The organism is Pseudomonas atagonensis, from assembly GCF_011369485.1.
Taxonomy (GTDB): Bacteria; Pseudomonadota; Gammaproteobacteria; order Pseudomonadales; family Pseudomonadaceae; genus Aquipseudomonas; species Aquipseudomonas atagonensis.
Genome location: NZ_VXCA01000004.1, coordinates 72,373 through 94,899, shown reverse-complemented (window position 1 = coordinate 94,899; position 22,527 = coordinate 72,373). Strand labels below are relative to the sequence as shown.

Genomic DNA, 22,527 nt, shown 5'->3' with positions numbered 1-22,527 from the left:
GTGCAAGCCGTGGCCCTGTGCCAGCCCCGCTGATAAATCTGGCCGGGACGAGGGTTTGTCTCGTCCCGGTGGGTCGCTATTCAGCCAGTTCGACCTTGTCCAAGGCCCGATTGACGGCGAGTTCGCCGAGCATCACGACCTGTGCATTACCCAGTAATGTTTTGCGATGGGAAACATCCAGCAATGCTGCGAAGTCGTTGAGCATGGTGGTGGCGGAGCCGAGGGACTCGCTGGCGTTGGCCAGCAGCGATTCAGTGTCTTAGGCCGGGTTGGCGAGGAACATCGGCTCGGGATTGTTGGTGCTGGCCATGATCTGGCTGGCCGGGAGCAGGTAATGGTCGAGGGCGCGTTCGGCGGCTTCGTGGAGCTTTTTCGAGTCGATGGATTCGTAGGGGGATGCGGGGTCGGTTTCCGGGGGATTGGGTGTTGGTTTGATCATGGTGAAACTCCTGATTGTTGATTAGGAGCTACCGGCATCACTTGCAGATGATGGGTGGCAGCTGTGCGCGGGTCTGCAAGACCGGGAAACCAGGAACCCGGCAGACCCGAAGGTCTCCCGCACAAAGCTGCCATTAAGCGGACACGAATGAGCGTCCTTTTGGCAGGGCTGTACGACTGGTTTTCCGGCGGGCTTGCAGACCCGATCACTGATGAGCAGTGACGGGATTCAAGGTACGGGGGGCGTTCCAGACGCACAAGCCGGCGGATTCTGGCTTAGTCGTAGGCAACGGCGCAAGGCGTTGTAGGCCTCGGCCAGCTACTGGATGCCTCATTTAAACAGTGGTGTTTTTTTGTGTTTATTTTGCCCGTTGAACGCGAAACACCAGGCTCGGCGCTTTACCCGGCACATCATCCAGCTCACCAAAGCGGCGCATGCCGATCTTCTCCAGAACGCGGATGGACGCCTCATGATCAGGCCGCACCAGCCCGAACACTTCAGGCAAACCGAGGTGATCGAACGCGTGGGTCAGCGCTGCTCTCGCGGCCTCGGTTGCATAGCCGCGGCCCCACGCTTTAACGGCGAACCGATAGCCGAGGTTGATAACCGGTTTTCCCAGATAGTCATGGGCCGCGACGCCGGCGAATCCGATGACTTTGTCAGGGGTCTGAGCGCTGCTGATCGCCCACCATCCGTAACCGTGGGTGGCCCAGTGTTGCAACCAGCGCCCCAGCAGCGATTCGGCCTGGGCGATGTCGGTCATGGGGCCGGATGGATTGAACAGATTGGTTTGCGGGTCGCCGAAGATTGCGAATACCACGGCGAGATCCGTGTGCTGCGGGCGTCTGTAGGTCAGGCGAGAAGCGGTGTCTGGCATTGTCAAAGCCTTGGGGTTTCGGCGGTTCAGCAGGTTTTCGGCTGCGCAATCTCACGTCATTTGGAGAAGAGTTGGCTGTCCGGAAGGCTGCCTGAAAAACTGGCCTCCACCGGGCCGCTGAGTGTGACCGAGCCTTGGCGATCCCAGTGAACGGTGACAGGGCCGCCGTCACATTCGACTTCAACGGTGCTGTCCAGAAAGCCACGGCGGATGCCGTTGACAGCCGCGCCACACGAGCAGGAACCCGAACCGAGCGGGATTCCGCCACCCCGCTCCCAGATACGCAGACGGATGTGCTGGCGGTCAAGGACTTGCACAAAGTGAACGTTGGTTTTGTGGGTAAACAACGGGTGGGTTTCCAGACGTGGGCCAAGTGTGGCGATGTCGAGAATGCTCAGGTCGTCGACGAAAAACGTGCAGTGCGGATTGCCCATGCTGCACGCGGCGGGGTCGCCTGGCAGAGGCAATCTGAGGGTGTCGACGGCCTGCGCCAACGGAATGTCTGCCCAACCGAACAGCGGCATGCCCATGTCCACTGAAATCGCGCCGGTGGGTGAGCGTTCGCAGGTCAATAGGCCACGTCGGGTTCGCAGGGTGATCGAGGTGCGGCCGGCTTCGCGCATCAGACGGTCGGCGGCGCCGCGAGTGGCGCTGCCGCACACGTCGAGCGCGGAGCCATCGGCGTTCCAGAATTCCAGGCGTGCGTCAGCATCCGCGCAATCGAGCACCATCGCGAGCTGGTTGAAACCGATACCGCGATGACGATCACCCAGACGCCGGGCGAGTTGACTGGTGACGGGGTTGTCGCTGTTGCGTGCGTCGATCAGCACGAAATCATCGCCGTTGGCGTGCATCTTGTGAAAGGTGAGCGGCATTGATTGCGCCTCGGCCAAGCTTCATGTTGATCAGCGCCGATCGCCCTGCGGACAATGGCAAACGGTTTTGACGTCTTGGGCTTGCACGGGCCTGTGCGTGAAGTTCATCGCTGCCCTGCCCTCACTTCTTGCCAGCGGCCAAATGATGGGCGACCAGCGCGTTGGCATGCCCGTGGCCCATGCCGTGTTCCTCCTTGAGCCACGCCACCAGTTCCATGTGCTTCTTGTCGGTGATGCTGGCGAGCAGGTTCAGCCAGTGGTCGATGGGCTGGCCGTATTTCTTTTCAATCGAAGGAAAGTACGACGCCGGGCCTTTTACTTTGGTGTCTTCGGTCATGCTGCAAGCTCCCTCTGGTCGCGACGGAGAGTCGGCGGACGCTCCTTGTCGGCATGCCATAGAGTGGACGCGAAGTCGGATTCCGGCAACTCCCCGCCGGGCCAGTCATCCGTGCAAAACCGCTGTCGCCGACGAGATCACCAACAACATCGCCAGAGTCCGGTTCAGCCAGCGCAACTGCAGCGGATTGCTCAGCCAGCGCGCGGCGCCCCGACCCAGCAATGCCCAGACGGCAAGGCACGGCAGCGACACCAGAAAGAACGCCAGGCACAGTGCGTTCAAGCCTTGCCCTTGCGCGGTGAACACGCTGATCACGGCGATGGCCATGAACCACGACTTGGGGTTTACCCATTGCAGAAACGCTGCACCGATCAGGCCCATTTCAGCCTTTTCTTGCGCTGCAGAAGTAGCAATGGGCGTGACCGGCGCGTTGAAAATCTGCCACGCCAGCCACAGCATCCAGCACAAACCGAGACCGCTGATGACCGGGCGTACAGCGGGCAGCATCAGCGTGCTGGCGCCGGCACCGGCGACCCAGACCAGCGAAGCGGCGCCCACACCGGCACCGAGGATGATCGGCAGGCACGGGCGCCAACCGCGTCGGGCGCTGGTGCTGAGGACGATCAGGTTGGTCGGCCCCGGGGTGATGGAAGCAACGAAAGCGAAGAGGATGAAGGCAAGCATGGTACGGCCCTTTGGGAAGTCAGGGGCCTACTGTGGCGATTGCGGGGCGCGGCGGTCTTGAACGTTTGTTCAGCGGCGGATGATACCGGTGGCGCGTTGCTGATAGGCGCCCGGAGTGATGCCGTAGGCGCGCACGAACCAGCGGCCGAGATGGCTTTGATCGGCAAAACCCAGTCGGCTCGCGACGTCCACCGGTTGCACGCCGGCAGCGAGCATCTGCCGGCCACGGCTGAGGCGCAACTGGATCAGCCAGGCGTGCGGCGCCAGGCCATAAGCCGCCTTGAACGCACGGGTCAGGCGAAAGCGGTCGGTGCCGCAGACTTGCGCCAGGGTGTGCAGGCTGATGTCTTGCTCATGGTAGGCCATCAAATAATCCCGGGCCTGCCGGGCGATCAACGGCGCACGGCTGTCGGCAGGCATTTGCGGCCGCCGGTACAAATGCCCGGCCAGCCGCTCGAGAAACGCATCCAGCGCCACATCACGAACCATGCGCACGTCCTGCTGATGCAGCGCATTGAACGCAAACAACGTGGCGCGGGCCAGTTCCGGATCATCGTTGAGCACACTGCCGATGCCGGGCAACCCGCTGCCGTAACGGCCCAGGTGCACGCCGTCCAGCGCCTGTTCCAGCCAGGCCGGCTCGATGTACAACATGCGGTAGGTGAAGCCGTCGGGGCTGGGCGCATCGCCGTCATGAATGTCCCCCGGCTCAAGCATGAACACCTTGCCCGGCGTGCTGTCATGCCGTGCCCGACGACTGTTGAACCGCTGCACTCCCTGCTCGGTGAAGCCGATCAGGTAGGTTTCATGCCAGTGCGGATCGTACGCGTGCGCGTGCCCGGCAAAATGCGCGTGCAGGGTTTCGATGCCGGTTTCCCGGTCGTGGGTGAGGTTGATCCAATTGCTCATAGCTTGATTACGGTGATGGGCTGGGGCCAGTAATCCACAATTGGCGAATCGAGGCTAGAAGGTTTGTGCAACGTTCGTCAGCTGAGTCCGCCGGTTACTTCAGATCGACCGCTGGTTGACCCGCGCCATCAGTTGCTCGGCACTTTCCTTGCGCTCCGAATAGCGATCGACCAGAAAATCCTGACGGCCGCGCAGCAGCACCGTGAACTTCACCAGCTCTTCCATCACATCGACGACGCGGTCGTAGAACGGCGACGGTTTCATCCGTCCGGCCTCGTCGAATTCCATGTAGGCCTTCGGCACTGAAGACTGGTTGGGGATGGTGAACATGCGCATCCAGCGGCCCAGCACGCGCAGTTGATTGACCACGTTGAATGACTGCGAGCCGCCGCAGACCTGCATCACGGCCAGGGTTTTGCCCTGAGTCGGGCGAACCGCGCCCAACTCCAGCGGAATCCAGTCGATCTGCGCTTTGAACACCGCCGACATGGCGCCGTGACGTTCCGGCGAACACCAGACCTGACCTTCCGACCACAGCACCAGATCGCGCAGTTCCTGCACCTTGGGATGGTCGACCGGTGCATCATCCGGCAGCGGCAAACCGGACGGGTTGAAGATGCGCGTCTCGGCGCCGAAGTGTTCCAGCAGACGTGCGGCCTCTTCTACCAGCAAACGACTGAAGGAGCGTTCGCGGGTTGAGCCGTAGAGCAACAGAATGCGCGGTTTGTGTTCGCCTGAAGCCGATGCTTTCAAGTTGTCGAACAGGGTTGGATCAAGATTGGGCAGATGCTCGGACATCAGGATTTCTCCTTAAAGCGTGCCGATGCGATCGAGCTCGCGCTTGAGCTCATCGCGGCTGAGGCGGTTGAAAGGCAATTGGATAAAGGCTTTGCAGCGCTGTTCGATGCGCGCCAGCGTCGCGCGGAACGCGGCGTCTATCTGCGTTTCATCACCACTGACTTCGGAAGGATCTTCCAGTCCCCAATGGGACTTCAGCGCCGGGCCGAAGTACACCGGGCAGGTTTCGCCGGCGGCTTTGTCGCAGACGGTGATAACGATGTCGGGCGGGTTTTCTTCGAAAGCGTCGTTGCCCTTGCTGTGCAGGCCTTCGATGGCAATTCCGGCCTGTTGCAACGTCAGCAGACTGCGCGGCAGAACCTGGCCCTTGGGAAAACTGCCGGCACTCAGGGCTGTGAATCCCGCTGGCGCCAAATGGTTGAACATGGCCTCGGAAAGGATGCTTCGGCAACTGTTGGCCGTGCACATGAACAAGACTTGCATGGGTTACTCCTGCCTCAGTTCGACATTCAGCAACACGCGGCTTCGCGCACAGGACGACCGTCCATGTTCTGCAGGCGCGAAGCGTTGTCTTTGAGCCAGTCGGCGTTGGCCTTCGACGTCACTTGCAGGATCTGGTGAACCCATTCCGGCAGATCCGGATTGAGGCGGTAATAGACCCATTGCCCCTGACGGCGATCAAGCAGCAAACCGTTGCTGCGCAACTGCGCGAGGTGGCGGCTGATTTTCGGTTGGCTGTCGTCGAGGGCGCACATCAGCTCGCAGACACAGAGTTCGCCTTGATCGGCGATCAGCAGGGTGGCGCGGACGCGTGTTTCGTCGGCCAGGCTTTTGAAGACTTCGTGGGGCGTGATCATGAGACCGCCTCTGAACATATGGAAAACCGAATATACGGACATCCATATATTATTCAACCCCGGATTTGATCTGCACCGAAGAACCCTGTGGGATCGCGCGTGCTCGCGAAGGCGTCCTGTCAGGCAATATTTTTGTCCCAGAACTACCGCATTCGCGAGCAAGCCCGCTCCCACAGGGTTTGATATAAGTCGCATTATCCGCGTAACAGGCTCTGCTCGGCTTCACACAGACCCACGACGTAATCCCAGACCACCCGCAACCGCACCGATTTGTGCAATTCACGCCGGGTGCTGATCCAGTAACTGCGTTCGATGCTTTCATCCGGCAGCAACGCAACCAGCTCCGGGTCGGATGCAGCCATGTAGCAGGGCAACACCGCAATGCCCAACCCTGAGCGCGCCGCCTCCTGCTGGGCGATGACGCTGGTGCTGTGGAAGACGACGCGAGGACTGCGGCAGAAGCTGTTAAGGAACATCAACTCCTGGCTGAACAACAAGTCGTCAACATAACCGATCCACGCCTGCCGCCCGAGGTCTTCACGGCTGCGCAGCGGCGGCGCGTTGTCGAGGTAGTGCTGGCTGGCGTACAGCGCGAGGCGGTAGTCAGTGAGTTTGCGTGTGACCAGCATGTCCGCCGCCGGACGCTCCAGATGAATGCTGATTTCCGCTTCACGGTTGAGGATGCTGACGAAACGCGGCACGGCGACCAGCTCCACTTCCAGCCCGGGATAGCGTTCGAACAGGCCGATCATGCGACTGGCGAGAAACTTGATGCCCAGCCCCTCGGTGACACCCACGCGAATCTTGCCCAGCGGCGCGGTGGACTGGGTGATTTCTTCCTGCGCCAGTAGCGCGACGTTTTCCATGGCTTCGGCGTGCTTGAGCAGCGCCTCCCCCGCCGGTGTCATCTCATAGCCTTGGGCATGCTGGACGAACAGCGCGGTGCCGAGGCTTTTTTCGATGGCCTCGATATGCCGGGCGACGGTGGCGTGGGTGGTATTCAAGCGGCGTGCAGCGGTGAGCAGGCGCCCGCTGCGTTGCAGCTCGAGAAAAAACCGCAGGTCGTTCCAGTCGAACATGGCGAGTCCTTGTCAGCTATGGTCATTCAAGGCTGTTTAAAAACGCACAGCGGCTGCGCAAAAACTAACATTCTTTTGACGAAAGCTAACAACTAGAGTGTCCGACAATAAAAACAAAAAGCGAGGTCAGGGAATGCAGACTTCCCTCGATGAATACGACTACATCGTGGTCGGCGCCGGCCCTGCCGGGTGCCTGCTGGCCAATCGGCTATCGGCGGATGCGCAACAGCGCGTGCTGTTGCTCGAAGCCGGCGGGCGCGACAATTATGCGTGGATTCATATTCCCGTCGGTTACCTGTTCTGCATCGGCAACCCGCGCACTGACTGGTGCTTCAAGACCGAAGAGCAACCGGGCCTCAATGGTCGCGCCCTGAGTTATCCGCGCGGCAAAGTGCTCGGCGGCTGCTCGTCCATCAACGGCATGATCTACATGCGCGGCCAGGCCAGCGACTACGACGGCTGGGCTGCCGAAGGCAATCCGGGCTGGGCCTGGAACGATGTCTTGCCGCTGTTCAAACAAAGCGAAAACCACTTCGCCGGCGCTGCTGAATTTCACGGTGCCAAGGGTGAATGGCGGGTCGAGCAGCAGCGGCTGTCGTGGCCGATTCTTGATGCCTTTCGCAGCGCGGCCGAACAAAGCGGCATCGCCAGCATCGACGACTTCAATCAGGGCGACAACGAGGGCTGCGGCTACTTCCAGGTCAACCAGAAAGCCGGGGTACGCTGGAACGCGGCCAAGGCCTTTCTCAAACCGGTTCGCGACCGGGCCAATCTGACGGTGCTGACCGGGGTCGAGGTGGATCGCGTGTTGCTCGAAAACGGTCGCGCCTCGAAGGTCAGCGCGCGTCACCAAGACGTGCTGAAAAGCTTCAAGGCCCGCAAGGAAATCATCCTGTGTGCCGGCTCCGTAGGTTCGCCAGGCATTCTGCAGCGCTCGGGGATTGGCCCGCGACCGCTGCTCGAACGCCTCGGCATCGGCGTGATTCACGAGCTGCCGGGCGTCGGCGGCAATCTGCAGGATCACCTGCAACTGCGGCTGATCTACCAACTGGAAAATGCCCGCACGCTCAACCAGATCGCCGGCAGTGTGTGGGGCAAGATGGGCATGGGCCTGCGTTATCTGTATGACCGCAGCGGGCCGCTGTCGATGGCGCCGAGTCAGTTGGGCGCGTTTGCCCGGTCCGGGCCGGAGCAGACGTCGGCGAATCTTGAATACCACGTACAGCCGTTGTCACTGGAGCGCTTCGGCGAGCCATTGCACAGCTTCCCGGCGTTTACCGCTTCGGTCTGCGATCTGCGTCCGCAGAGCCGTGGCCGCATCGACATTCGTTCGGCGGATCCGCAGGACGCGCCGCTGATTCAGCCCAACTATCTGAGCCATCCCGAAGACCTGCGCGTGGCCGCCGATGCGATCCGTCTGACCCGACGCATCGTCAGCGCGCCTGCCCTGCAAGCCTACAAGCCCGTCGAATATCTACCGGGTGACAGCCTGCAAACCGAAGCACAACTGCACGAAGCGGCGGCGAAAATCGGCACGACGATTTTCCATCCGGTCGGCACCTGCCGCATGGGCAATGACGGCGAGGCCGTGGTCGATGCGCAGTTGCGCGTGCATGGCGTACCCGGTTTGCGTGTTGCCGATGCGTCGATCATGCCGCGCATCACCTCGGGCAACACCTGTTCGCCTACGCTGATGATTGCCGAGAAGGCTGCGCAGCTGATCCTCAACCCGCCAACAAGGACCCCAACCCAAAAACCCGAACTCACCGCAGCGCCTACATGAATTCGCGCTCGACACAGCCCCCTCTGTGGGAAGGGACTTGCTCCCGAAAGCGGAGTGTCATTAACCGATGATGTAGCTGACACGGCCCTTTCGGGAGCAAGCCCCCTCCCACAGAAGCAGCAGATTCAAGGCATCGCGCATCACCCGGACACGCAACACCAGTGGAACAACAAAAACAATCACTGTGAGGGATACCGATATGTCAGAACACGCTCAGCCGCTGGACGCCGCGAGCGGCGCCAGCACCAGCAATGCCACGCAGAAAGTCATCTTCGCCTCATCATTGGGGACGGTGTTCGAGTGGTATGACTTCTTCCTCTACGGCGCCCTCGCGGCGGTGATCAGCAAGCAGTTTTTTGCCGGGGTCAACGACACCACGGCGTTCATCTTCGCGCTGATGGCCTTCGCCGCCGGATTTATCGTGCGGCCATTCGGGGCGCTGGTGTTCGGTCGGTTGGGGGACATGATCGGGCGTAAATACACCTTTCTGGCGACCATCATTCTGATGGGCGTGGCGACATTCTGCGTGGGCCTGTTACCGACGTACGCGAGCATCGGCATTGCTGCGCCGATCATTCTGGTGGTACTGCGCATGCTTCAAGGCCTGGCGCTCGGTGGCGAATACGGCGGCGCCGCGACTTACGTGGCGGAACACGCGCCCATCGGTAAACGCGGTTTCCACACCAGCTGGATTCAGTCCACCGCCACCCTCGGCCTGCTGCTGTCGCTGCTGGTGGTGCTTGCCTGCCGCTATTTCACTGGCGACCAGTTTGAAGTCTGGGGCTGGCGGATTCCGTTCCTACTGTCGATTGTGCTGCTGGGCATTTCCACCTGGATCCGCCTGAGCCTGCACGAGTCACCGGCGTACCTGAAAATGAAGGAGGAAGGCAAAACTTCCAAGGCGCCGATCCGCGAATCCTTCGGCAAATGGGAAAACCTCAAAGTCGTGCTGATTGCGCTGTTCAGCATCAACGCCGGGCAAGCAGTCACGTTCTATGCGGCGCAGTTCTACGTGCTGTTCTTCCTCACCCAGTTCCTGAAAATGGACCCGGCGGTGGCCAACACGCTGCTGATCATCAGCGTGGTGATCGGCGCACCGTTCTTCATCATTTTCGGTTGGCTGTCGGACAAGGTCGGGCGCAAACCGGTGCTGATGCTCGGTCTGCTGCTGGCCACCGCGCTGTACTTCCCGATCTTCAAATCCCTGGCGCACTACGCCAACCCGGCAATCGATCAAGCCAGCCGTCAGGCGCCGATCACCGTGCTGGCGGATCCGGCGACCTGCACGTTCCAGTTCGATCCGGTCGGCAAAGCCAAATTCGACAGCCCGTGCGACAAGGTCAAAACCTTCCTGGTCAAGCAAGGCCTGCCCTACTCCAGTGCCGCCGCGCCGGCCGGCAGTGGCGTGCAGGTGAGCATCGGCGACGTGAAGATCGATGGCTACGACGAAGCGGCATTGCGCGGCGCCGTCACCCTGGCCGGCTACCCGCAACAGGCCGATCTGCAGCAGATCAACAAACCGATGATCGTTGCGCTGATTGTCGCGCTGATTATCATCTCGGCCATGTGCTATGGCCCGCTGGCGGCGCTGATGGTCGAACTGTTCCCGACGCGCATCCGCTACACCTCGATGTCGCTGCCGTACCACATCGGCAACGGCTGGTTCGGCGGATTTCTGCCGACGGTGTCGTTCGCGCTGGTGGTGTACACCGGGGACATCTTTTACGGGCTGTGGTATCCGGTGCTGATCACCGGGGTAAGCCTGGTGGTGGGGATGATTTGCTTGCGTGAGACGAAGAATATCGATCTGGACAAGAACTGAGGGCTGCATCCGGTCCGCTTCAGGTATCGCCTTGAGGCGGACTTTTCATGTCATCTTTCGACGTCGACAGAGTGATGGCTTTTAAATATCATTCGCGCCCGTTCAACGTCGTCATATGACAAGGATCAGTCTCAATGAATAATCAGTACGTGCGCATTTCCTGCCCAACTCTCCAGCCTCTGGAACCGGTCATGCAGAGCTGGATAGCCTGCACCGAAAACTACATCCGCGTCTGGGATGCAGATGACCTGCCTTACTGGTACAACGAACAGGCCAACGTCAGCATTTTGGCCGGCGCTGCATGGAAAGCCGACTGGACCGCCATTGAGGAATACCAGATCAGCAAGATCGCGACCGAGGCCAGTGAAAAAACCACCTCGATCGGTCGCAACGACTTGTACATAGCCAACGCTGAATGGGGCTATTGCATTGAAGCCAAGGTCTCCTATGTCGCCATCGGTGATTTGCTGAATGCGCAAAAACGAATTCTCGAAAAATGCGCCTTGGCCAAAGACGACGCCCGTCGGCTCAACTACCACGAACCCCGCCTGGGAGCCGTTTTTATTGCTCCCCACTCGCTGGGAGCCGAGGCCAGTCCTGAACAAATCCAGGCCTTCAAGGAAATGCTCCATGCCTTGCCCAGTGACGCGCTAGCCTGGGTTACCCCGGACAATGCACAGAAAACCCGCAGCCATGACAACAAACATTACCCGATGGTGGCTCTGCTTATGGTGAAGGCCGGAGCAAACCAGGCATTGTCGGGACGACAAAACACAACCAAATAAAGAAAGGGCTTGTCGATCATGACGAGCCATCGCCTATGCTTCAAACCTCGGGCTTGATCACCTCGAACTTCACCTGATCGGGATAGAACGCGACGTAGTTTTGTATGTCCTTGACCGACACTTTCGGATTCTCGTAAGTCCACACCGCATTCGCGCCCTCATGCCCCGGCACCTGCAGACTGAAGTAGTTGGCATCGCCCTTGTACGGGCAGTAACTGGTGTGGTCGGTGCGGGCGAAGTATTTTTCGTCGATGTCTTCGCGCGGCACGTAATACACCGGCGGGTAGTTGGCCTCGTTGAGAATAAGCACGTGGGAGGAGGCGGCGACCTGAATGCCGTGGAATTTCACCAATAGACAACCTGACAGTTCTTCCAGAGCGATGACGGGGCTGGGGCCGGTGCTTTTCATGAGGTTCTCCTGAGTACAGCGAAGAGACCGCTTCAGGTATAGCTCATGTGCCCGGTTCAGGGTGGATTCACAGCCGAACGGCCCTGCTTTCTCCCCCTGTGGCGAGGGGATTTATCCCCGCCGGGATGCGCAGCAGCCCCAAAATCTGCATCCGAGGTGTATCAGTGCAGATATCAGGGCCGCTTAGCGCCGGCGATGTTTTGTTACATCTCCTTCAGATCAGGCAACAACATCCGCCACCACCGCCTGCCCCACCACGCCCACCGCAAAGTCCACCGCCCCTTGCCCCGTCAGGTCAACGAGCAGCGTGGTCTGATTGCTCTGCGCGTAATAGGTCAGAATCGCGTCGCCTGCATGCCCGGTGAATCCGCTGACAAAGTTCAGCGACGCCGTACCGGTGGCAAACCCGGCAATTCCCGACAGATCGATTTTGTCCAGACCACTGGCGAAATCCATGATCCAGTCCGGCTGGTTATTCGTCGAGTCGCTGGCCGCGCCGAACACGAAAGTGTCCGCGCCCTCGCCGCCCCACAGCACATCGGCGCCGCCACCACCGTAAAGGATGTCGTTACCGGCCCCGCCGAACAGATTGTTGACCGCCGCATTACCGATCAACAGGTCATTGCCCGCGCCGCCCACGGCGTTTTCTACGGTCACCCCGTAGGCAATCGAGACGTTACCGACCAGACCGCCGACGTCTGAGAACGAGCCTTCATTGAGGTTGATCTTCTGGTTCTGGTTGAAACCGGAGAAGTCCAGCCAGTCATTACCACCGCCGTCCCACACCGAAAACACCACTTTCGACGACGCCGACGTCGCGCTGTAGTAATCGCGACCGGCGTTGGAGTTGAAGCCGTAATGCGTGTCATCGGCGCGGGTTGCGTAGTTGGCGCCATACAGTTTCTGCACGGCAACGATGTCGTCCATCAACGGCGCCGAGGCGTAGGCGCCGCTGCCGTCCTTGCTGAAGTTCTGCGCGGTGTTGGCTTCGCTCCAGTAGCTCATCAGGCTGTAGCCACGGGTGTCTTCGGCGTACTTGGCATCGGCGTAAGTCGGGTTGCCGTTGCCGGCGTTGTAAGCGCCCGGGTGCGACAGGCCGAGGGTGTGGCCGATTTCATGGGTCAGGGTCTGGCGCCCGTAGTTGTTGGTGTCCGGGGTCTTGTTGACCTGATATTGGTTGTTGATCAGGTACCAGGACTGGCCGTCATAACTGCCACCGCTTGGCAAATAGGCGAAGGCTGCGCCGCCGGTGCTGACGTCGTAGTTGCCGAACGTCATGTGACCGTCGCCGCCGCTGCCTTCGGCGAACGTGACTTTGGCGACGTCGGCCCAGGACTGCATGGCCAGCACGGCTTGCGCCTTTTGCAGCGCACTGAACTCGCTGAAGTTGCCGAGTTTCGGGTTGTAGTTCGCCGGTTTTTCGGTCAGGAAACTGTAACTGAGGCTGATCTTGCCGTCGCCATTCTTGTCATGCCACGACAGGTTTTTGCGCAGGATTTCATCGGCAGCCTGGTCAGCGGTAAGCGACGGTTTGCCATTGACCAGACCGACGCCACGGTCATACAAGTGGCTGAACGTGTCGACTGCGTCGTAGGCGCTGCTGGTGGCGGATTTGGCTTTAGCCATGGGTACGTCCTTGTTTCAGAGTAGTCAGTGTCCGACAGACCACGGCGATCTCCTGGCGAGACCGTCCTGTCTCTCGCGTGGTTGAATCGCCGAAAAACCTGACACAGCCACACACCGGGCGCTAATCAATTTCTCGATAGCGCCATCCAGCGTCCCCGTTCTGCCCGTCATTTGTCGCAATGCTTTTTATCTGTATATCCATACAGATAAAAGTTGCCCCGTGGCGCAACTCCAGCCATTCTGTGCACCTCGCAAGATTGATCGACGATGGTGGTTATGCGGCTGTACCTCTGTGAAAAACCCTCCCAGGCCAAAGACATTGCGGCCGTGCTCGGTGCCCGGCGCCGGGGCGACGGCTGCTGGCTGGGAACAGACGTCACAGTGACGTGGTGCATCGGTCACCTGCTCGAAACCGCGCCGCCGGACGCCTACGACGCGCGCTATAAACGCTGGGTGCTGGCGGATCTGCCGATCATTCCCGAGAAATGGAAAATGACCGTCAAACCGCGCACGGCCAGCCAGTACAAAGCAGTGAAACGTCTGCTCGGCGAGGCCAGCGAACTGATCATCGCCACCGACGCCGACCGTGAGGGCGAAATGATCGCCCGGGAACTGGTCGAGCATTGCCGCTATCGCGGGCCGATCCGCCGCTTGTGGTTGTCGGCGCTGGACGAAGCATCGATCCGCAAGGCACTGGCCGCATTGAAACCGGGGGCCGAGACCTTCAGCCTGTATCACTCGGCGCTGGGCCGTTCGCGGGCCGACTGGCTGATCGGCATGAACATGAGCCGCCTGTTCACCCTGCTCGGTCGCCAGTCGGGCTATCAAGGCGTGCTGCCGGTGGGTCGAGTGCAAACGCCGACACTGCGGCTGGTGGTGGATCGTGACCGCAGCATCGCCGATTTTGTCCCCGTGCCGTATTGGGCAATCGATGTACAACTGTTGTACGACGGCACGCCGTTTACCGCGCAGTGGCGAGCGCCGTCAGACGTTTGTGACGATCAGGATCGTTGCCTGAATCAGGCACTGGCGCAGCAAGCGGCGACCGCCATCAGCAGCGCCGCCAGCGCCCGGGTAGTCAAGCTGCGTACCGAGCGCATGCGCGAAGTGGCGCCCCTTCCCTTCGATCTCGGCACCTTGCAGGAGGTCTGTTCAAAGAAGCTGGGGCTTGGCGCACAGGAAACCCTCGACATCGCCCAGGCACTTTATGAAACCTACAAAGTCATCACTTATCCACGCAGTGATTGCGGTTTTCTGCCTCTGAGCCAGCACTGCGAGGCCCCGGCGATTCTCGCAGCGTTGCGTCAGGCCGACCCGAGCCTCGAAGCACTGCAAGGGTTCCTTGAGCCGCAGCGTCGTTCCCGGGCGTGGAACGATGCCAAGGTCAGCGCCCACCACGGCATCATCCCGACCGCTGCGGCAAAGAACCTTGAGCGTCTGAGCGGCAAACACCGTGCGGTCTACACACTGATCCGCGCGCGTTATCTGGCGCAGTTTCTGCCCAACCACGAATACGATCGCACCCAGGCCGATTTCGACTGCGCCGGCGAAGCGTTGCGCGCGGTGGGCAAGCAGATCGTCGAACCTGGCTGGAAACGCGCGCTGCCGGAAGCGCTGGCACCGGCCAAGGGTCGCGAAGCCCCGGCACCACAAACCTTGCCGGCCTTGAGCCAAGGCATCGACTGCGCTGTGGCGCAGGTAAATCTCAAGGATCTTTGGACGCAACCGCCCAAGCCGTACACCGAGGGCGATCTGATCAAGGCAATGAAGAACGTCGCGAAACTGGTGGAAGATCCGCTGCTCAAACAAAAGCTCAAGGACACCACCGGCATCGGCACGGAAGCCACCCGAGCGTCGATCATTCAAGGCCTGCTGGATCGCGGTTATCTGGTGAAGAACGGCAAGGCACTCGCCGCGACACCCGCCGCGTTCAGCCTGATCGATGCGGTGCCCCGCGCCATTGCCGACCCCGGCACCACGGCCATTTGGGAACAGGCGCTGGACATGGTGCAGAGCGGCGAAATGAGTCTGGAAGAGTTCGTCACCAAACAAGCGGCGTGGATGAGCAAGCAGGTGACGCGCTGTTCCGCCCTGAGCCTGACCATCAGCGGCCCGCCGCCAGCCGGCAAGGCTGCCGCGCCGTGGAAGAAAAAACGCAAAACAACCCGAAGCCCAGCCAAACGCAGCGCCAAATAATTCTGCTTGCTGCGATCTTGAGTCCACACTGATGGGATACCAATACCGGAAGCCGCCGAAATGCCCAACATCGAACTGCACGCCGCCCAGCGCGACGACCTCGATACCCTCGAGAACCTTATGCAGTTCTACATGCACGATTTCAGCGAATGGCTGCCGCTGAAACTCGCCGAACATGGCTTCTTCGCCATACAACCCAAAGACGACTACTGGCGCCACCCGGCAACCCGACCTTTCCTGATCCGCGTCGATGGCGAACTCGCCGGTTTTGCCACCGTAGACAACCAGACCCACCTCGACACCGCCGAACACAACATCGGTTATTTCTTCCTCGCTCGGCGCTTTCGTGGCCAAGGCGTCGCGCAGTTTGTCGTCTCTGCCCTCTTGAGCAAAATCCCCGGTCAATGGCAGATTTTCCATATCGACGCCAACCTGCCAGCGCAGCGCTTCTGGGCCAGGCTGATCCCTGAATTGAGCGGCGGCGCATTCACTTTGCAGCAGCGCGTAGTGGACGGTTATCCGTGCACGTTCTTTTGCCTGCACACGCCTTTTTCCGTTGCCTGAACGGATCCTTTCTCATTCCAAAACGGCTTTGTCCGACAATATGTAGTGCGCAAAAATATTCGCTACAAAACCGTTGACGGCGTCGTTTTGCTTTTGCATGATGAAGACGTTCCCCGATCGGGAACATTTGGTAACACGCTTGAGCAAGCTCGTCTGACCGCCGAGTTGTTTTTTCCGGATACACGCTGCCCACAAGGCAGATTGAAGAAGCTGACCTGGCCTGAACGTCCAGTACAAGGACGAGAAGCGCTGGCGAAAATTCTCAAGACGCTTGTGGTCGACCCTGAAAACGTCGTCAAGGAGCCTCCCGGTTTTCGCTGCTTCTCTTCGTTGTGACGCTATTGCGTAGCAGTTATCCAACACGACTACATGCAACAGATGCATGACCCCGTACTTCACACGGGCGAGCGCTGACGTCCTGGTTTCGGTGCCAGGGATCAACTAACCGATGGGCTACCTGTATTAGCGAATCAACTTTGAAAGATCACCAGACTGGTCAAGGGGCAATATCATGAATCTGAACAATCAACCTACTATCGAAGAACTGGCTCGTATGTTCGCTGCGCAAAAAGACAGCCACGACAGCCATATTCTGTGGATCAGCAAGTCGGGCCAGGTGCATATCGATTGCCTGTCGCCCCATGCTGGTGAAGAAGAGTTCGACCAGAACAACCAGAACCTGCTGGCCCGCCTGAAGATGTACCGCCGCGGCCACGGCTATGTCGGCAAGAAAGCCGCGGCCGACAAGGACTTCATCGGTAATGTTCTGCAAACGCTGAAACAGGCGTGGGACTCGATGCAGAACAAAAACGAAGTTCGGGTGATTGACCGGTTCTTCTGATTGACCACGTCAATAATTGAAAGGGCCTGCTTCTTGAAAGGAAGCAGGCCCTTTTTTATATCCGGCATTTACTGATCAAACTCTGTTTTCCAACAACAGATCCACAAAAGCCAGCGCCGCCGCACTGTGATAATTATTCCTGCGCCGCAACACTGCCGCACCGCGCTGCGGCGCTTCGCTTGCCACCTGCAACTTGCGCAATGCCCGGTCTTCGCTGGCGATCGCCTCCGGCAACATCGTTGCCACGGGCGAGCAGCGCACCACCTCCAGCAACGTACTCACCGAGTTCACTTCGATACGCACTTTCGGTGTGATGCCATGCTGACGAAAATACTCATCCACCGACAAACGTGTAATGAAGTCCGGCGCCAGCAACGCAAAGTCCAGCGAAGCGATGTCATCCGCCGTCAGCACTGAAATGCTGTCGTACAACAGATGCTCGCGCCCGACCACGATCCCCAGGGTTTCGGTGAACGCCGGAATGCACTCGATATCCGTACTGCGTACCGGAGTGAACGCGATGGCGATATCCAGTGAGTCATTCACCAGCCCCGCCTCGATGTCGTCCATCGACAACTCGAAAATCTGCAGGTGAATCCCCGGATAACGCGCCGCAAAATCGCGCACCAGCGGCCCGACGAGATAAGCCATGAACGTCGGCGTCATCGCCAGTCGCAGGTTGCCCCGGGACAAGTCCTTGACGTCGTGCAAGGCGCGCTTGCCCGCTTCCAGCTCCACCAGCACCCGTCGCGCGCATTCGATGTAGGCCTCACCGGCATCGGTCGGCTTGACCGAACGCGAGGTGCGGTCGAACAGATCCACGCCCAGGCTTTCCTCCAGTTGGCGGATCTGTTGTGACAGGGTCGGCTGCGACACATGCAGCGCCTCGGCCGCACGGGTGAATCCGCCGTGATCGGCAACGGCCAGCAGATAACGCAAATGTCGCAGCAACATGGGAGTTCACCACCTATAGGCTGTACTTATGCGATGCATTGTATATCGGTCTTGGACGCTATGGATCAATCGGCAGAAGATCAGTCCCACACAGCAAGCCAACCCCGAAAGGAGAGACACCATGCAATCGCAAGCCTACAACGACAGCCGCATCGCCCTGACCACTCGCGCTCTGGACGCCAAGGCTCAAAAGAATCTGTCCTGGCAGCAAGTGGCTGACGATACCGGCCTGAGCGTGGCCTACGTCACCGCCGCCCTGCTGGGTCAACACCCTTTGCCGAAAGCCGCCGCTGAAGTGGTCGGTGACAAGCTGCAACTGAGCGCCGAAGACGTCGCCGCCCTGCAAATCATCCCGCTGCGCGGCAGCCTCGACGGCGTGCCGACCGACCCGACCATCTACCGTTTCCACGAGATGATCCAGATCTACGGCACTACCCTTAAAGCGCTGGTTCACGAGCAGTTTGGCGACGGCATCATCAGTGCGATCAACTTCAAGCTCGACATCAAGAAAGTCGAAGACCCGGAAGGCGGTTCCCGCGCCGTGGTCACCCTCGACGGCAAGTTCCTGCCGCTGCGTCCGTTCTGATCCATCCGGCCCGCACCGCGCGTGCGGGCCTTCCGATCTCCCTGAAGAGGACATGCCCATGAAAGCTCTGATCGACGGTTTCCTGAAGTTCCAGAACGAAGCGTTCCCGCAACGCACCGAACTGTTCAAACACCTGGCCACCACCCAAACCCCTGGCACCTTATTCATCACCTGTTCCGACAGCCGTGTAGTGCCGGAACTGCTGACCCAACAAGAACCCGGCGAGCTGTTCGTGATCCGCAATGCCGGCAATATCGTGCCGTCCTACAGCCCATATCCGGGCGGCGTATCAGCGACGGTGGAATATGCGGTGGCGGTGCTCGGGGTGACCGACATTGTGATCTGCGGACATTCCGATTGCGGCGCGATGACGGCGATTGCCCAGTGCAAATGCATGGATCACCTGCCCGCTGTCAGCGGCTGGCTGCAACACGCCGAATCGGCAAAAGTGGTGAACGAGGCGCGGCCTCATGCCGACGACGCGGCGAAATTGAGTTCGATGGTGCGCGAGAATGTGATCGCGCAATTGGCAAATATCCAGACTCATCCGAGTGTGCGTCTGGCGCAGGAGAAAGGTCAGCTCAACCTGCATGGCTGGGTGTACGACATCGAGACGGGTTCGATTGATGCGCTGTCCGCCGACCGCCGCACGTTTGTGCCACTGGCCGAGCAACCGGCGACCTGCGCTGTCCACGCCAAAGCCGCCGACGCTGCCTGAACCAATACCCACTTAATAGATGAACTCTTGTGGCGAGGGGATTTATCCCCGTTGGACTGCGCAGCAGTCCCTGCTCTTTTAAGTCAAAAGAGGGGCTGCTGCGCAACCCAGCGGGGATAAATCCCCTCGCCACAGGGTACGTGTAATAACAGGTGTCAGCGTTTTACGCTGAGGTCGACCTGACTCATCCGGCTACGCACCGTAAACACGCCATCCCCCGAAAGAATCGCACTGCGTGCAAACAACCGCCCGCTCTCCCAGTTCGAAAGTCCCAGTTCAGGCTTGTTCAACGCATACTGGCCGTCGACCCAACGGGTGATCCCGTTGCCCACGAACGGCGCATTGACCGCGTTGTAAAAACGTTCCTGAACCTGTGCATCTTCACTGATCAGCGACACGGTGAACTGCGGACTGTAACGGTTGAACAAGGCGATCGCCTGATCCAGATCGTCCACGATCATCAGGCTGACTTCCGGGGTTTCTTCCCATTCCCACTCGCGCTCCAACGCTGACTCCGCCAGTGGCTCAGCCTGGGCTTCGGTCTGATAACCCTCGGCGCGATAGACCTCGACCGTCGCGTTCAGCCATTCACCCGGCAGGCAACTTTCACTGCCTTCGACGATGTGCAATTTGCAGCCCTGCCCGCGCGCGGTGCCGGCGTCTTTCAAAGCCTCGAGGAACAGCGGCACCAATTCCGCCGTGCGGGCGCGCTGGATCAGGCAGACGTTCAGCGTGTTGCACACCTTGCGATCCAGCGAGTTGCGCACCACTGCCGCGAAACGTCGGGCATCGGCGTCACGATCGGCAATCAGCCACGCACCGCCGGTGCCGTGCAAACTGACGGCGGTGCCGGCCTGCTGAGCGATGCTGCCCAACTGACTGACCGCACGCCCCGAGCCACGCGCCACCGCCAGCGACAGGCGCCGGTCAGCAAACATCGCCCAACCCGCGGCGTGGTTGACGCTTTCGACCAATGACACCGCCCCGGCCGGCAGACCGGCATCGGCCAGTGCCGGGTTGAGTGCGTGAGTGACGATGGCTTGCGCGGTGCCCAACGCGTCGCTGCCAATGCGCAGCACCGCTGTGTTGCCGGTACGCAGGACGCCAGCCGCATCAGCGAACACGTTGGGGCGACCTTCAAACACGAAGGCGACGATGCCCAGCGGCGACACCACTTGCTCAACTTTCCAGCCATCATGTTCGACACTGCTGATGACTTTGCCACGCGTTGGCGCAGCATCACGCCAGGCGCGCAGGCCGGCGATCATGTCGCGGCGCATGCGTTCGTCCGCCAGCAAACGGGTGGTGGAGCGGCCGCGAGCCTTGGCCCGTTCGATGTCGGCCAGGTTGGCCGTTTCGATCTGCGCCCAGCACGCCTGGGTTTCCAGGCGTTGGGCGAAGCGGTCGAAGAATTGGCTGATGGCTTCATCGGAAACGGCCGACAACGCGGTAAATGCCGCTGCTGCCCGCTCGATCGCAACCGATGCGGCGTGTTGATCTGCCACGGGAATCAGCAACAGCTCGCCAGTTAACTGCTCGACCAGAAGGTGATCGCCGGGTCGAAAGCGTTCGGCCAGTTCGGGGCTGACCACGGTGACGCGGTTACCGGCGAAAGGGATCGGCGTGCCAGCGACTAGACGTTCGAGCGCAAGAGACATGAAGCGGATTCACCATGCAGGGAGCGGCCGGAAAATGTATAGGGGCGGCCCATCGTTGTCTAGAACACCGACCAGCCAATCCGCGAGCTAAGCATTTCCAGCGCCGCCATCCCCGCCAACGAATTCCCCGCCGCATTCAGCTCCGGCGACCACACGCACACCGTGAACTGACCCGGTACCACCGCGACGATCCCGCCACCGACGCCACTCTTGCCCGGCAGACCGACGCGATAGGCGAAATTGCCGGCCTCGTCATACAGGCCACTGGTGGCCATGATCGAGTTGACCTGTTGGGTCTGGCGCCGGGTGAGTATCTGCTCGCCGCTGTGTTTGCAGAAACCGTCGTTAGCCAGAAAGCAGAATGCCCGCGCCAGGTCGACACAGTTCATGCGCAACGCGCAGTGGCTGAAGTAACTGCGCAGCACCGCTTCGACGTCGTTGTGGAAATTGCCGAACGATTGCATCAGGTACGCCATCGCCGCGTTGCGCGCGCGATGCTGATATTCGGAGTCGGCCACTTTGCCGTCGATCATGATTTGCGGATTGCCCGACAGGCGCCGGACAAAGTCGCGCATCGACAACGTCGGCGCGGCAAAGCGTGACTGGTTGATGTCGCAGATCACCAGCGCACCGGCATTGATGAAGGGATTACGCGGACGACCGCGTTCGAATTCCAGCTGCACCAACGAGTTGAACGGCTGACCCGAAGGCTCGTGGCCGAGGCGCTCCCAGATTGTTTCGCCGGAATGCTCGATGGCCTGCACCAGGCTGAACACCTTGGAAATACTCTGCACCGAGAACGGCGTTTCAGCGTCGCCCGCGCAATACATTTCGCCGTCGTTGCCGTACACGGCGATGCCCAGTTGATTGGCCGGCACAGTGCCGAGGGCAGGAATGTAGTCAGCCACTTTGCCTTGCCCGATCAGGGGCCGGACAGCGTCAAGGATCTCGTTCAACAGCGCTTGCATGCCGGGTTCCGAAGTCTCGCCCCATGGGATCGCGGGGACACTGGGGCTAGACGCTGCGCGACGTAATCGCATCACACCTTGCTGACACGGCACGCTCCCACCCAGTTGGTGTGTATCGCAATGTATATGGCAATGGCGCAGACACAACGAGCCTGCAAACCCATCGGTCCGCGACACATCCCCGATACACCCCGACGCTGAAATACGCCGGTCGAATCACTTCCCCCCATTGCACCGGAGCACGCCCATGACCACTCTCTCTAACACCTTCAAAATCCTGCACCTGAGCCTCGACCGCGCCGGCCTCTGGCTTGCGCCGCTGACGTTGCGGCTGTTCATTGCCTGGGAATTTTTCGAGTCGGGGCTGGAGAAGTTCAATGGCCAGAACTGGTTCGAAGACATCCAGGACCGCTTCCCGTTTCCCTTCGATCATCTGCCGGCCACGCTGAACTGGGAGTTATCGATGTGGGCGGAACTGATCTGCGCCGTGGCGATTCTGCTCGGCTTCGCTACGCGTTTTTCAGCGATCTCGCTGATCGTCGTCACCGTCGTCGCCACTGCTGCCGTGCATTGGCCGGCGGACTGGTCGACCCTCGGCGAACTGGCCCAGGGTTACGTGATCACCAACAAAGGCTTCGGCAACTTCAAACTGCCGGCGATCTATCTGGTTGCGCTGTTGCCGCTGGTGTTTGCCGGTGCCGGCAAGTTGAGTGTCGATGCGTGGCTGGCGCGGTTGTGCTGGAACCGCGCCAGACGCTGACA

Annotated in this window: 24 protein-coding genes and 1 pseudogene; 10 read left to right on the top strand and 15 right to left on the bottom strand. The window is 60.2% G+C overall.

Going from position 1 to position 22,527, the window contains the following annotated elements; translation table 11 throughout:
• Window positions 1-76: 76 nt before the first annotated feature.
• The 10 genes and pseudogenes from F2P67_RS03240 to F2P67_RS03195 all read right to left on the bottom strand — a co-directional run bounded on the left by F2P67_RS03240 (window position 77) and on the right by F2P67_RS03195 (window position 6,855).
• Window positions 77-439, bottom strand: a pseudogene (locus tag F2P67_RS03240) (DUF6124 family protein).
• Between the two features lie 358 nt (window positions 440-797).
• Window positions 798-1,316, bottom strand: a complete 519-nt coding sequence (locus tag F2P67_RS03235) for a GNAT family N-acetyltransferase (RefSeq protein ID WP_166217215.1) — start codon at window positions 1,314-1,316, stop codon at window positions 798-800.
• Between the two features lie 56 nt (window positions 1,317-1,372).
• Complete coding sequence (gene dapF / locus F2P67_RS03230) at window positions 1,373-2,191, bottom strand: diaminopimelate epimerase (RefSeq protein WP_166217212.1); 819 nt, start codon at window positions 2,189-2,191, stop codon at window positions 1,373-1,375.
• A 121-nt stretch (window positions 2,192-2,312) separates the two neighbouring features.
• Window positions 2,313-2,528, bottom strand: a complete 216-nt coding sequence (locus tag F2P67_RS03225) for a DUF4287 domain-containing protein (RefSeq protein ID WP_166217209.1) — start codon at window positions 2,526-2,528, stop codon at window positions 2,313-2,315.
• 105 nt (window positions 2,529-2,633) lie between these two features.
• Window positions 2,634-3,212, bottom strand: coding sequence for a LysE family translocator (locus F2P67_RS03220; protein ID WP_166217206.1), 579 nt, complete (start codon window positions 3,210-3,212; stop codon window positions 2,634-2,636).
• Between the two features lie 69 nt (window positions 3,213-3,281).
• A complete protein-coding gene (locus F2P67_RS03215) occupies window positions 3,282-4,121 on the bottom strand; it encodes an AraC family transcriptional regulator (protein ID WP_166217203.1) in 840 nt (279 codons plus the stop codon).
• A 99-nt stretch (window positions 4,122-4,220) separates the two neighbouring features.
• Window positions 4,221-4,919, bottom strand: a complete 699-nt coding sequence (gene arsH, locus F2P67_RS03210) for an arsenical resistance protein ArsH (protein WP_166217200.1) — start codon at window positions 4,917-4,919, stop codon at window positions 4,221-4,223.
• A gap of 12 nt (window positions 4,920-4,931) precedes the next feature.
• The gene (locus F2P67_RS03205; RefSeq protein WP_166217197.1) at window positions 4,932-5,402 is read right to left on the bottom strand and encodes an arsenate reductase ArsC; all 471 of its coding nucleotides are present in this window, start codon (window positions 5,400-5,402) and stop codon (window positions 4,932-4,934) included.
• A 26-nt stretch (window positions 5,403-5,428) separates the two neighbouring features.
• Entirely contained in the window at window positions 5,429-5,776 is a 348-nt protein-coding gene (locus F2P67_RS03200) for a metalloregulator ArsR/SmtB family transcription factor (RefSeq protein ID WP_166217194.1), read from the bottom strand.
• A 194-nt stretch (window positions 5,777-5,970) separates the two neighbouring features.
• Entirely contained in the window at window positions 5,971-6,855 is an 885-nt protein-coding gene (locus F2P67_RS03195) for a LysR family transcriptional regulator (RefSeq protein WP_166217191.1), read from the bottom strand.
• Between the two features lie 133 nt (window positions 6,856-6,988).
• Here F2P67_RS03195 and F2P67_RS03190 point away from each other — a divergent pair, with 133 nt between their 5' ends.
• The 3 genes from F2P67_RS03190 (at window position 6,989) to F2P67_RS03180 (ending at window position 11,245) form a co-directional block, all read left to right on the top strand.
• Window positions 6,989-8,638, top strand: coding sequence for a GMC family oxidoreductase (locus tag F2P67_RS03190; RefSeq protein ID WP_166217188.1), 1,650 nt, complete (start codon window positions 6,989-6,991; stop codon window positions 8,636-8,638).
• A gap of 199 nt (window positions 8,639-8,837) precedes the next feature.
• Window positions 8,838-10,460, top strand: coding sequence for an MFS transporter (locus F2P67_RS03185; protein ID WP_166217185.1), 1,623 nt, complete (start codon window positions 8,838-8,840; stop codon window positions 10,458-10,460).
• Window positions 10,461-10,594: 134 nt separating this feature from the next.
• The gene (locus tag F2P67_RS03180; RefSeq protein WP_166217183.1) at window positions 10,595-11,245 is read left to right on the top strand and encodes a hypothetical protein; all 651 of its coding nucleotides are present in this window, start codon (window positions 10,595-10,597) and stop codon (window positions 11,243-11,245) included.
• A gap of 40 nt (window positions 11,246-11,285) precedes the next feature.
• On the opposite strand, the gene F2P67_RS03175 is transcribed toward F2P67_RS03180, so the two are convergent.
• A complete protein-coding gene (locus F2P67_RS03175; protein WP_166217181.1) occupies window positions 11,286-11,654 on the bottom strand; it encodes a DUF427 domain-containing protein in 369 nt (122 codons plus the stop codon).
• Between the two features lie 219 nt (window positions 11,655-11,873).
• Entirely contained in the window at window positions 11,874-13,280 is a 1,407-nt protein-coding gene (locus F2P67_RS03170) for a serralysin family metalloprotease (RefSeq protein WP_166217179.1), read from the bottom strand.
• Between the two features lie 276 nt (window positions 13,281-13,556).
• Between F2P67_RS03170 and F2P67_RS03165 the strand changes: the two genes are divergently transcribed.
• From F2P67_RS03165 to F2P67_RS03150, 4 genes are all read left to right on the top strand, one after another.
• Window positions 13,557-15,476 (top strand): DNA topoisomerase III, encoded by a 1,920-nt coding sequence (locus F2P67_RS03165; protein WP_166217177.1) that lies wholly within the window; start codon window positions 13,557-13,559, stop codon window positions 15,474-15,476.
• Between the two features lie 60 nt (window positions 15,477-15,536).
• On the top strand, window positions 15,537-16,040 hold the full coding sequence (locus F2P67_RS03160) for a GNAT family N-acetyltransferase (RefSeq protein WP_166217176.1): 504 nt from the start codon (window positions 15,537-15,539) through the stop codon (window positions 16,038-16,040).
• 45 nt (window positions 16,041-16,085) lie between these two features.
• Complete coding sequence (locus F2P67_RS03155; RefSeq protein ID WP_166217174.1) at window positions 16,086-16,376, top strand: hypothetical protein; 291 nt, start codon at window positions 16,086-16,088, stop codon at window positions 16,374-16,376.
• Window positions 16,377-16,551: 175 nt separating this feature from the next.
• Window positions 16,552-16,881 (top strand): hypothetical protein, encoded by a 330-nt coding sequence (locus F2P67_RS03150; RefSeq protein ID WP_166217172.1) that lies wholly within the window; start codon window positions 16,552-16,554, stop codon window positions 16,879-16,881.
• Window positions 16,882-16,956: 75 nt separating this feature from the next.
• Here the strand turns inward: F2P67_RS03150 and cynR are convergent, their stop codons facing one another.
• Window positions 16,957-17,835: a transcriptional regulator CynR gene (gene cynR / locus F2P67_RS03145; RefSeq protein ID WP_166217170.1), complete on the bottom strand. Its 879-nt coding sequence runs from the start codon at window positions 17,833-17,835 to the stop codon at window positions 16,957-16,959.
• Window positions 17,836-17,956: 121 nt separating this feature from the next.
• Between cynR and cynS the strand changes: the two genes are divergently transcribed.
• Both cynS and F2P67_RS03135 read left to right on the top strand, forming a co-directional pair.
• Window positions 17,957-18,421, top strand: coding sequence for a cyanase (cynS, locus tag F2P67_RS03140; RefSeq protein WP_166217168.1), 465 nt, complete (start codon window positions 17,957-17,959; stop codon window positions 18,419-18,421).
• Window positions 18,422-18,479: 58 nt separating this feature from the next.
• Window positions 18,480-19,139, top strand: coding sequence for a carbonic anhydrase (locus F2P67_RS03135; protein WP_166217166.1), 660 nt, complete (start codon window positions 18,480-18,482; stop codon window positions 19,137-19,139).
• A gap of 155 nt (window positions 19,140-19,294) precedes the next feature.
• Here F2P67_RS03135 and F2P67_RS03130 read toward each other — a convergent pair whose 3' ends face one another.
• Together F2P67_RS03130 and glsB are read right to left on the bottom strand one after the other, a co-directional pair.
• Window positions 19,295-20,797: an aldehyde dehydrogenase family protein gene (locus F2P67_RS03130; RefSeq protein ID WP_166217164.1), complete on the bottom strand. Its 1,503-nt coding sequence runs from the start codon at window positions 20,795-20,797 to the stop codon at window positions 19,295-19,297.
• 59 nt (window positions 20,798-20,856) lie between these two features.
• The gene (gene glsB / locus F2P67_RS03125; protein ID WP_166217162.1) at window positions 20,857-21,765 is read right to left on the bottom strand and encodes a glutaminase B; all 909 of its coding nucleotides are present in this window, start codon (window positions 21,763-21,765) and stop codon (window positions 20,857-20,859) included.
• 247 nt (window positions 21,766-22,012) lie between these two features.
• Between glsB and F2P67_RS03120 the strand changes: the two genes are divergently transcribed.
• Window positions 22,013-22,525: an HvfX family Cu-binding RiPP maturation protein gene (locus tag F2P67_RS03120; protein WP_166217160.1), complete on the top strand. Its 513-nt coding sequence runs from the start codon at window positions 22,013-22,015 to the stop codon at window positions 22,523-22,525.
• Window positions 22,526-22,527 lie beyond the last annotated feature (2 nt).

Excerpts from the sequence above, each read along its gene's own strand:
- F2P67_RS03235 (WP_166217215.1), bottom strand. The coding sequence starts at position 1,316 with ATGCCAGACACCGCTTCTCGCCTGACCTACAGACGCCCGCAGCACACG.
- dapF (WP_166217212.1), bottom strand. The coding sequence starts at position 2,191 with ATGCCGCTCACCTTTCACAAGATGCACGCCAACGGCGATGATTTCGTG.
- F2P67_RS03225 (WP_166217209.1), bottom strand. The coding sequence starts at position 2,528 with ATGACCGAAGACACCAAAGTAAAAGGCCCGGCGTCGTACTTTCCTTCG.
- F2P67_RS03220 (WP_166217206.1), bottom strand. The coding sequence starts at position 3,212 with ATGCTTGCCTTCATCCTCTTCGCTTTCGTTGCTTCCATCACCCCGGGG.
- F2P67_RS03215 (WP_166217203.1), bottom strand. The coding sequence starts at position 4,121 with ATGAGCAATTGGATCAACCTCACCCACGACCGGGAAACCGGCATCGAA.
- arsH (WP_166217200.1), bottom strand. The coding sequence starts at position 4,919 with ATGTCCGAGCATCTGCCCAATCTTGATCCAACCCTGTTCGACAACTTG.
- F2P67_RS03205 (WP_166217197.1), bottom strand. The coding sequence starts at position 5,402 with ATGCAAGTCTTGTTCATGTGCACGGCCAACAGTTGCCGAAGCATCCTT.
- F2P67_RS03200 (WP_166217194.1), bottom strand. The coding sequence starts at position 5,776 with ATGATCACGCCCCACGAAGTCTTCAAAAGCCTGGCCGACGAAACACGC.
- F2P67_RS03195 (WP_166217191.1), bottom strand. The coding sequence starts at position 6,855 with ATGTTCGACTGGAACGACCTGCGGTTTTTTCTCGAGCTGCAACGCAGC.
- F2P67_RS03190 (WP_166217188.1), top strand. The coding sequence starts at position 6,989 with ATGCAGACTTCCCTCGATGAATACGACTACATCGTGGTCGGCGCCGGC.
- F2P67_RS03185 (WP_166217185.1), top strand. The coding sequence starts at position 8,838 with ATGTCAGAACACGCTCAGCCGCTGGACGCCGCGAGCGGCGCCAGCACC.
- F2P67_RS03180 (WP_166217183.1), top strand. The coding sequence starts at position 10,595 with ATGAATAATCAGTACGTGCGCATTTCCTGCCCAACTCTCCAGCCTCTG.
- F2P67_RS03175 (WP_166217181.1), bottom strand. The coding sequence starts at position 11,654 with ATGAAAAGCACCGGCCCCAGCCCCGTCATCGCTCTGGAAGAACTGTCA.
- F2P67_RS03170 (WP_166217179.1), bottom strand. The coding sequence starts at position 13,280 with ATGGCTAAAGCCAAATCCGCCACCAGCAGCGCCTACGACGCAGTCGAC.
- F2P67_RS03165 (WP_166217177.1), top strand. The coding sequence starts at position 13,557 with ATGCGGCTGTACCTCTGTGAAAAACCCTCCCAGGCCAAAGACATTGCG.
- F2P67_RS03160 (WP_166217176.1), top strand. The coding sequence starts at position 15,537 with ATGCCCAACATCGAACTGCACGCCGCCCAGCGCGACGACCTCGATACC.
- F2P67_RS03150 (WP_166217172.1), top strand. The coding sequence starts at position 16,552 with ATGAATCTGAACAATCAACCTACTATCGAAGAACTGGCTCGTATGTTC.
- cynR (WP_166217170.1), bottom strand. The coding sequence starts at position 17,835 with ATGTTGCTGCGACATTTGCGTTATCTGCTGGCCGTTGCCGATCACGGC.
- cynS (WP_166217168.1), top strand. The coding sequence starts at position 17,957 with ATGCAATCGCAAGCCTACAACGACAGCCGCATCGCCCTGACCACTCGC.
- F2P67_RS03135 (WP_166217166.1), top strand. The coding sequence starts at position 18,480 with ATGAAAGCTCTGATCGACGGTTTCCTGAAGTTCCAGAACGAAGCGTTC.
- F2P67_RS03130 (WP_166217164.1), bottom strand. The coding sequence starts at position 20,797 with ATGTCTCTTGCGCTCGAACGTCTAGTCGCTGGCACGCCGATCCCTTTC.
- glsB (WP_166217162.1), bottom strand. The coding sequence starts at position 21,765 with ATGCAAGCGCTGTTGAACGAGATCCTTGACGCTGTCCGGCCCCTGATC.
- F2P67_RS03120 (WP_166217160.1), top strand. The coding sequence starts at position 22,013 with ATGACCACTCTCTCTAACACCTTCAAAATCCTGCACCTGAGCCTCGAC.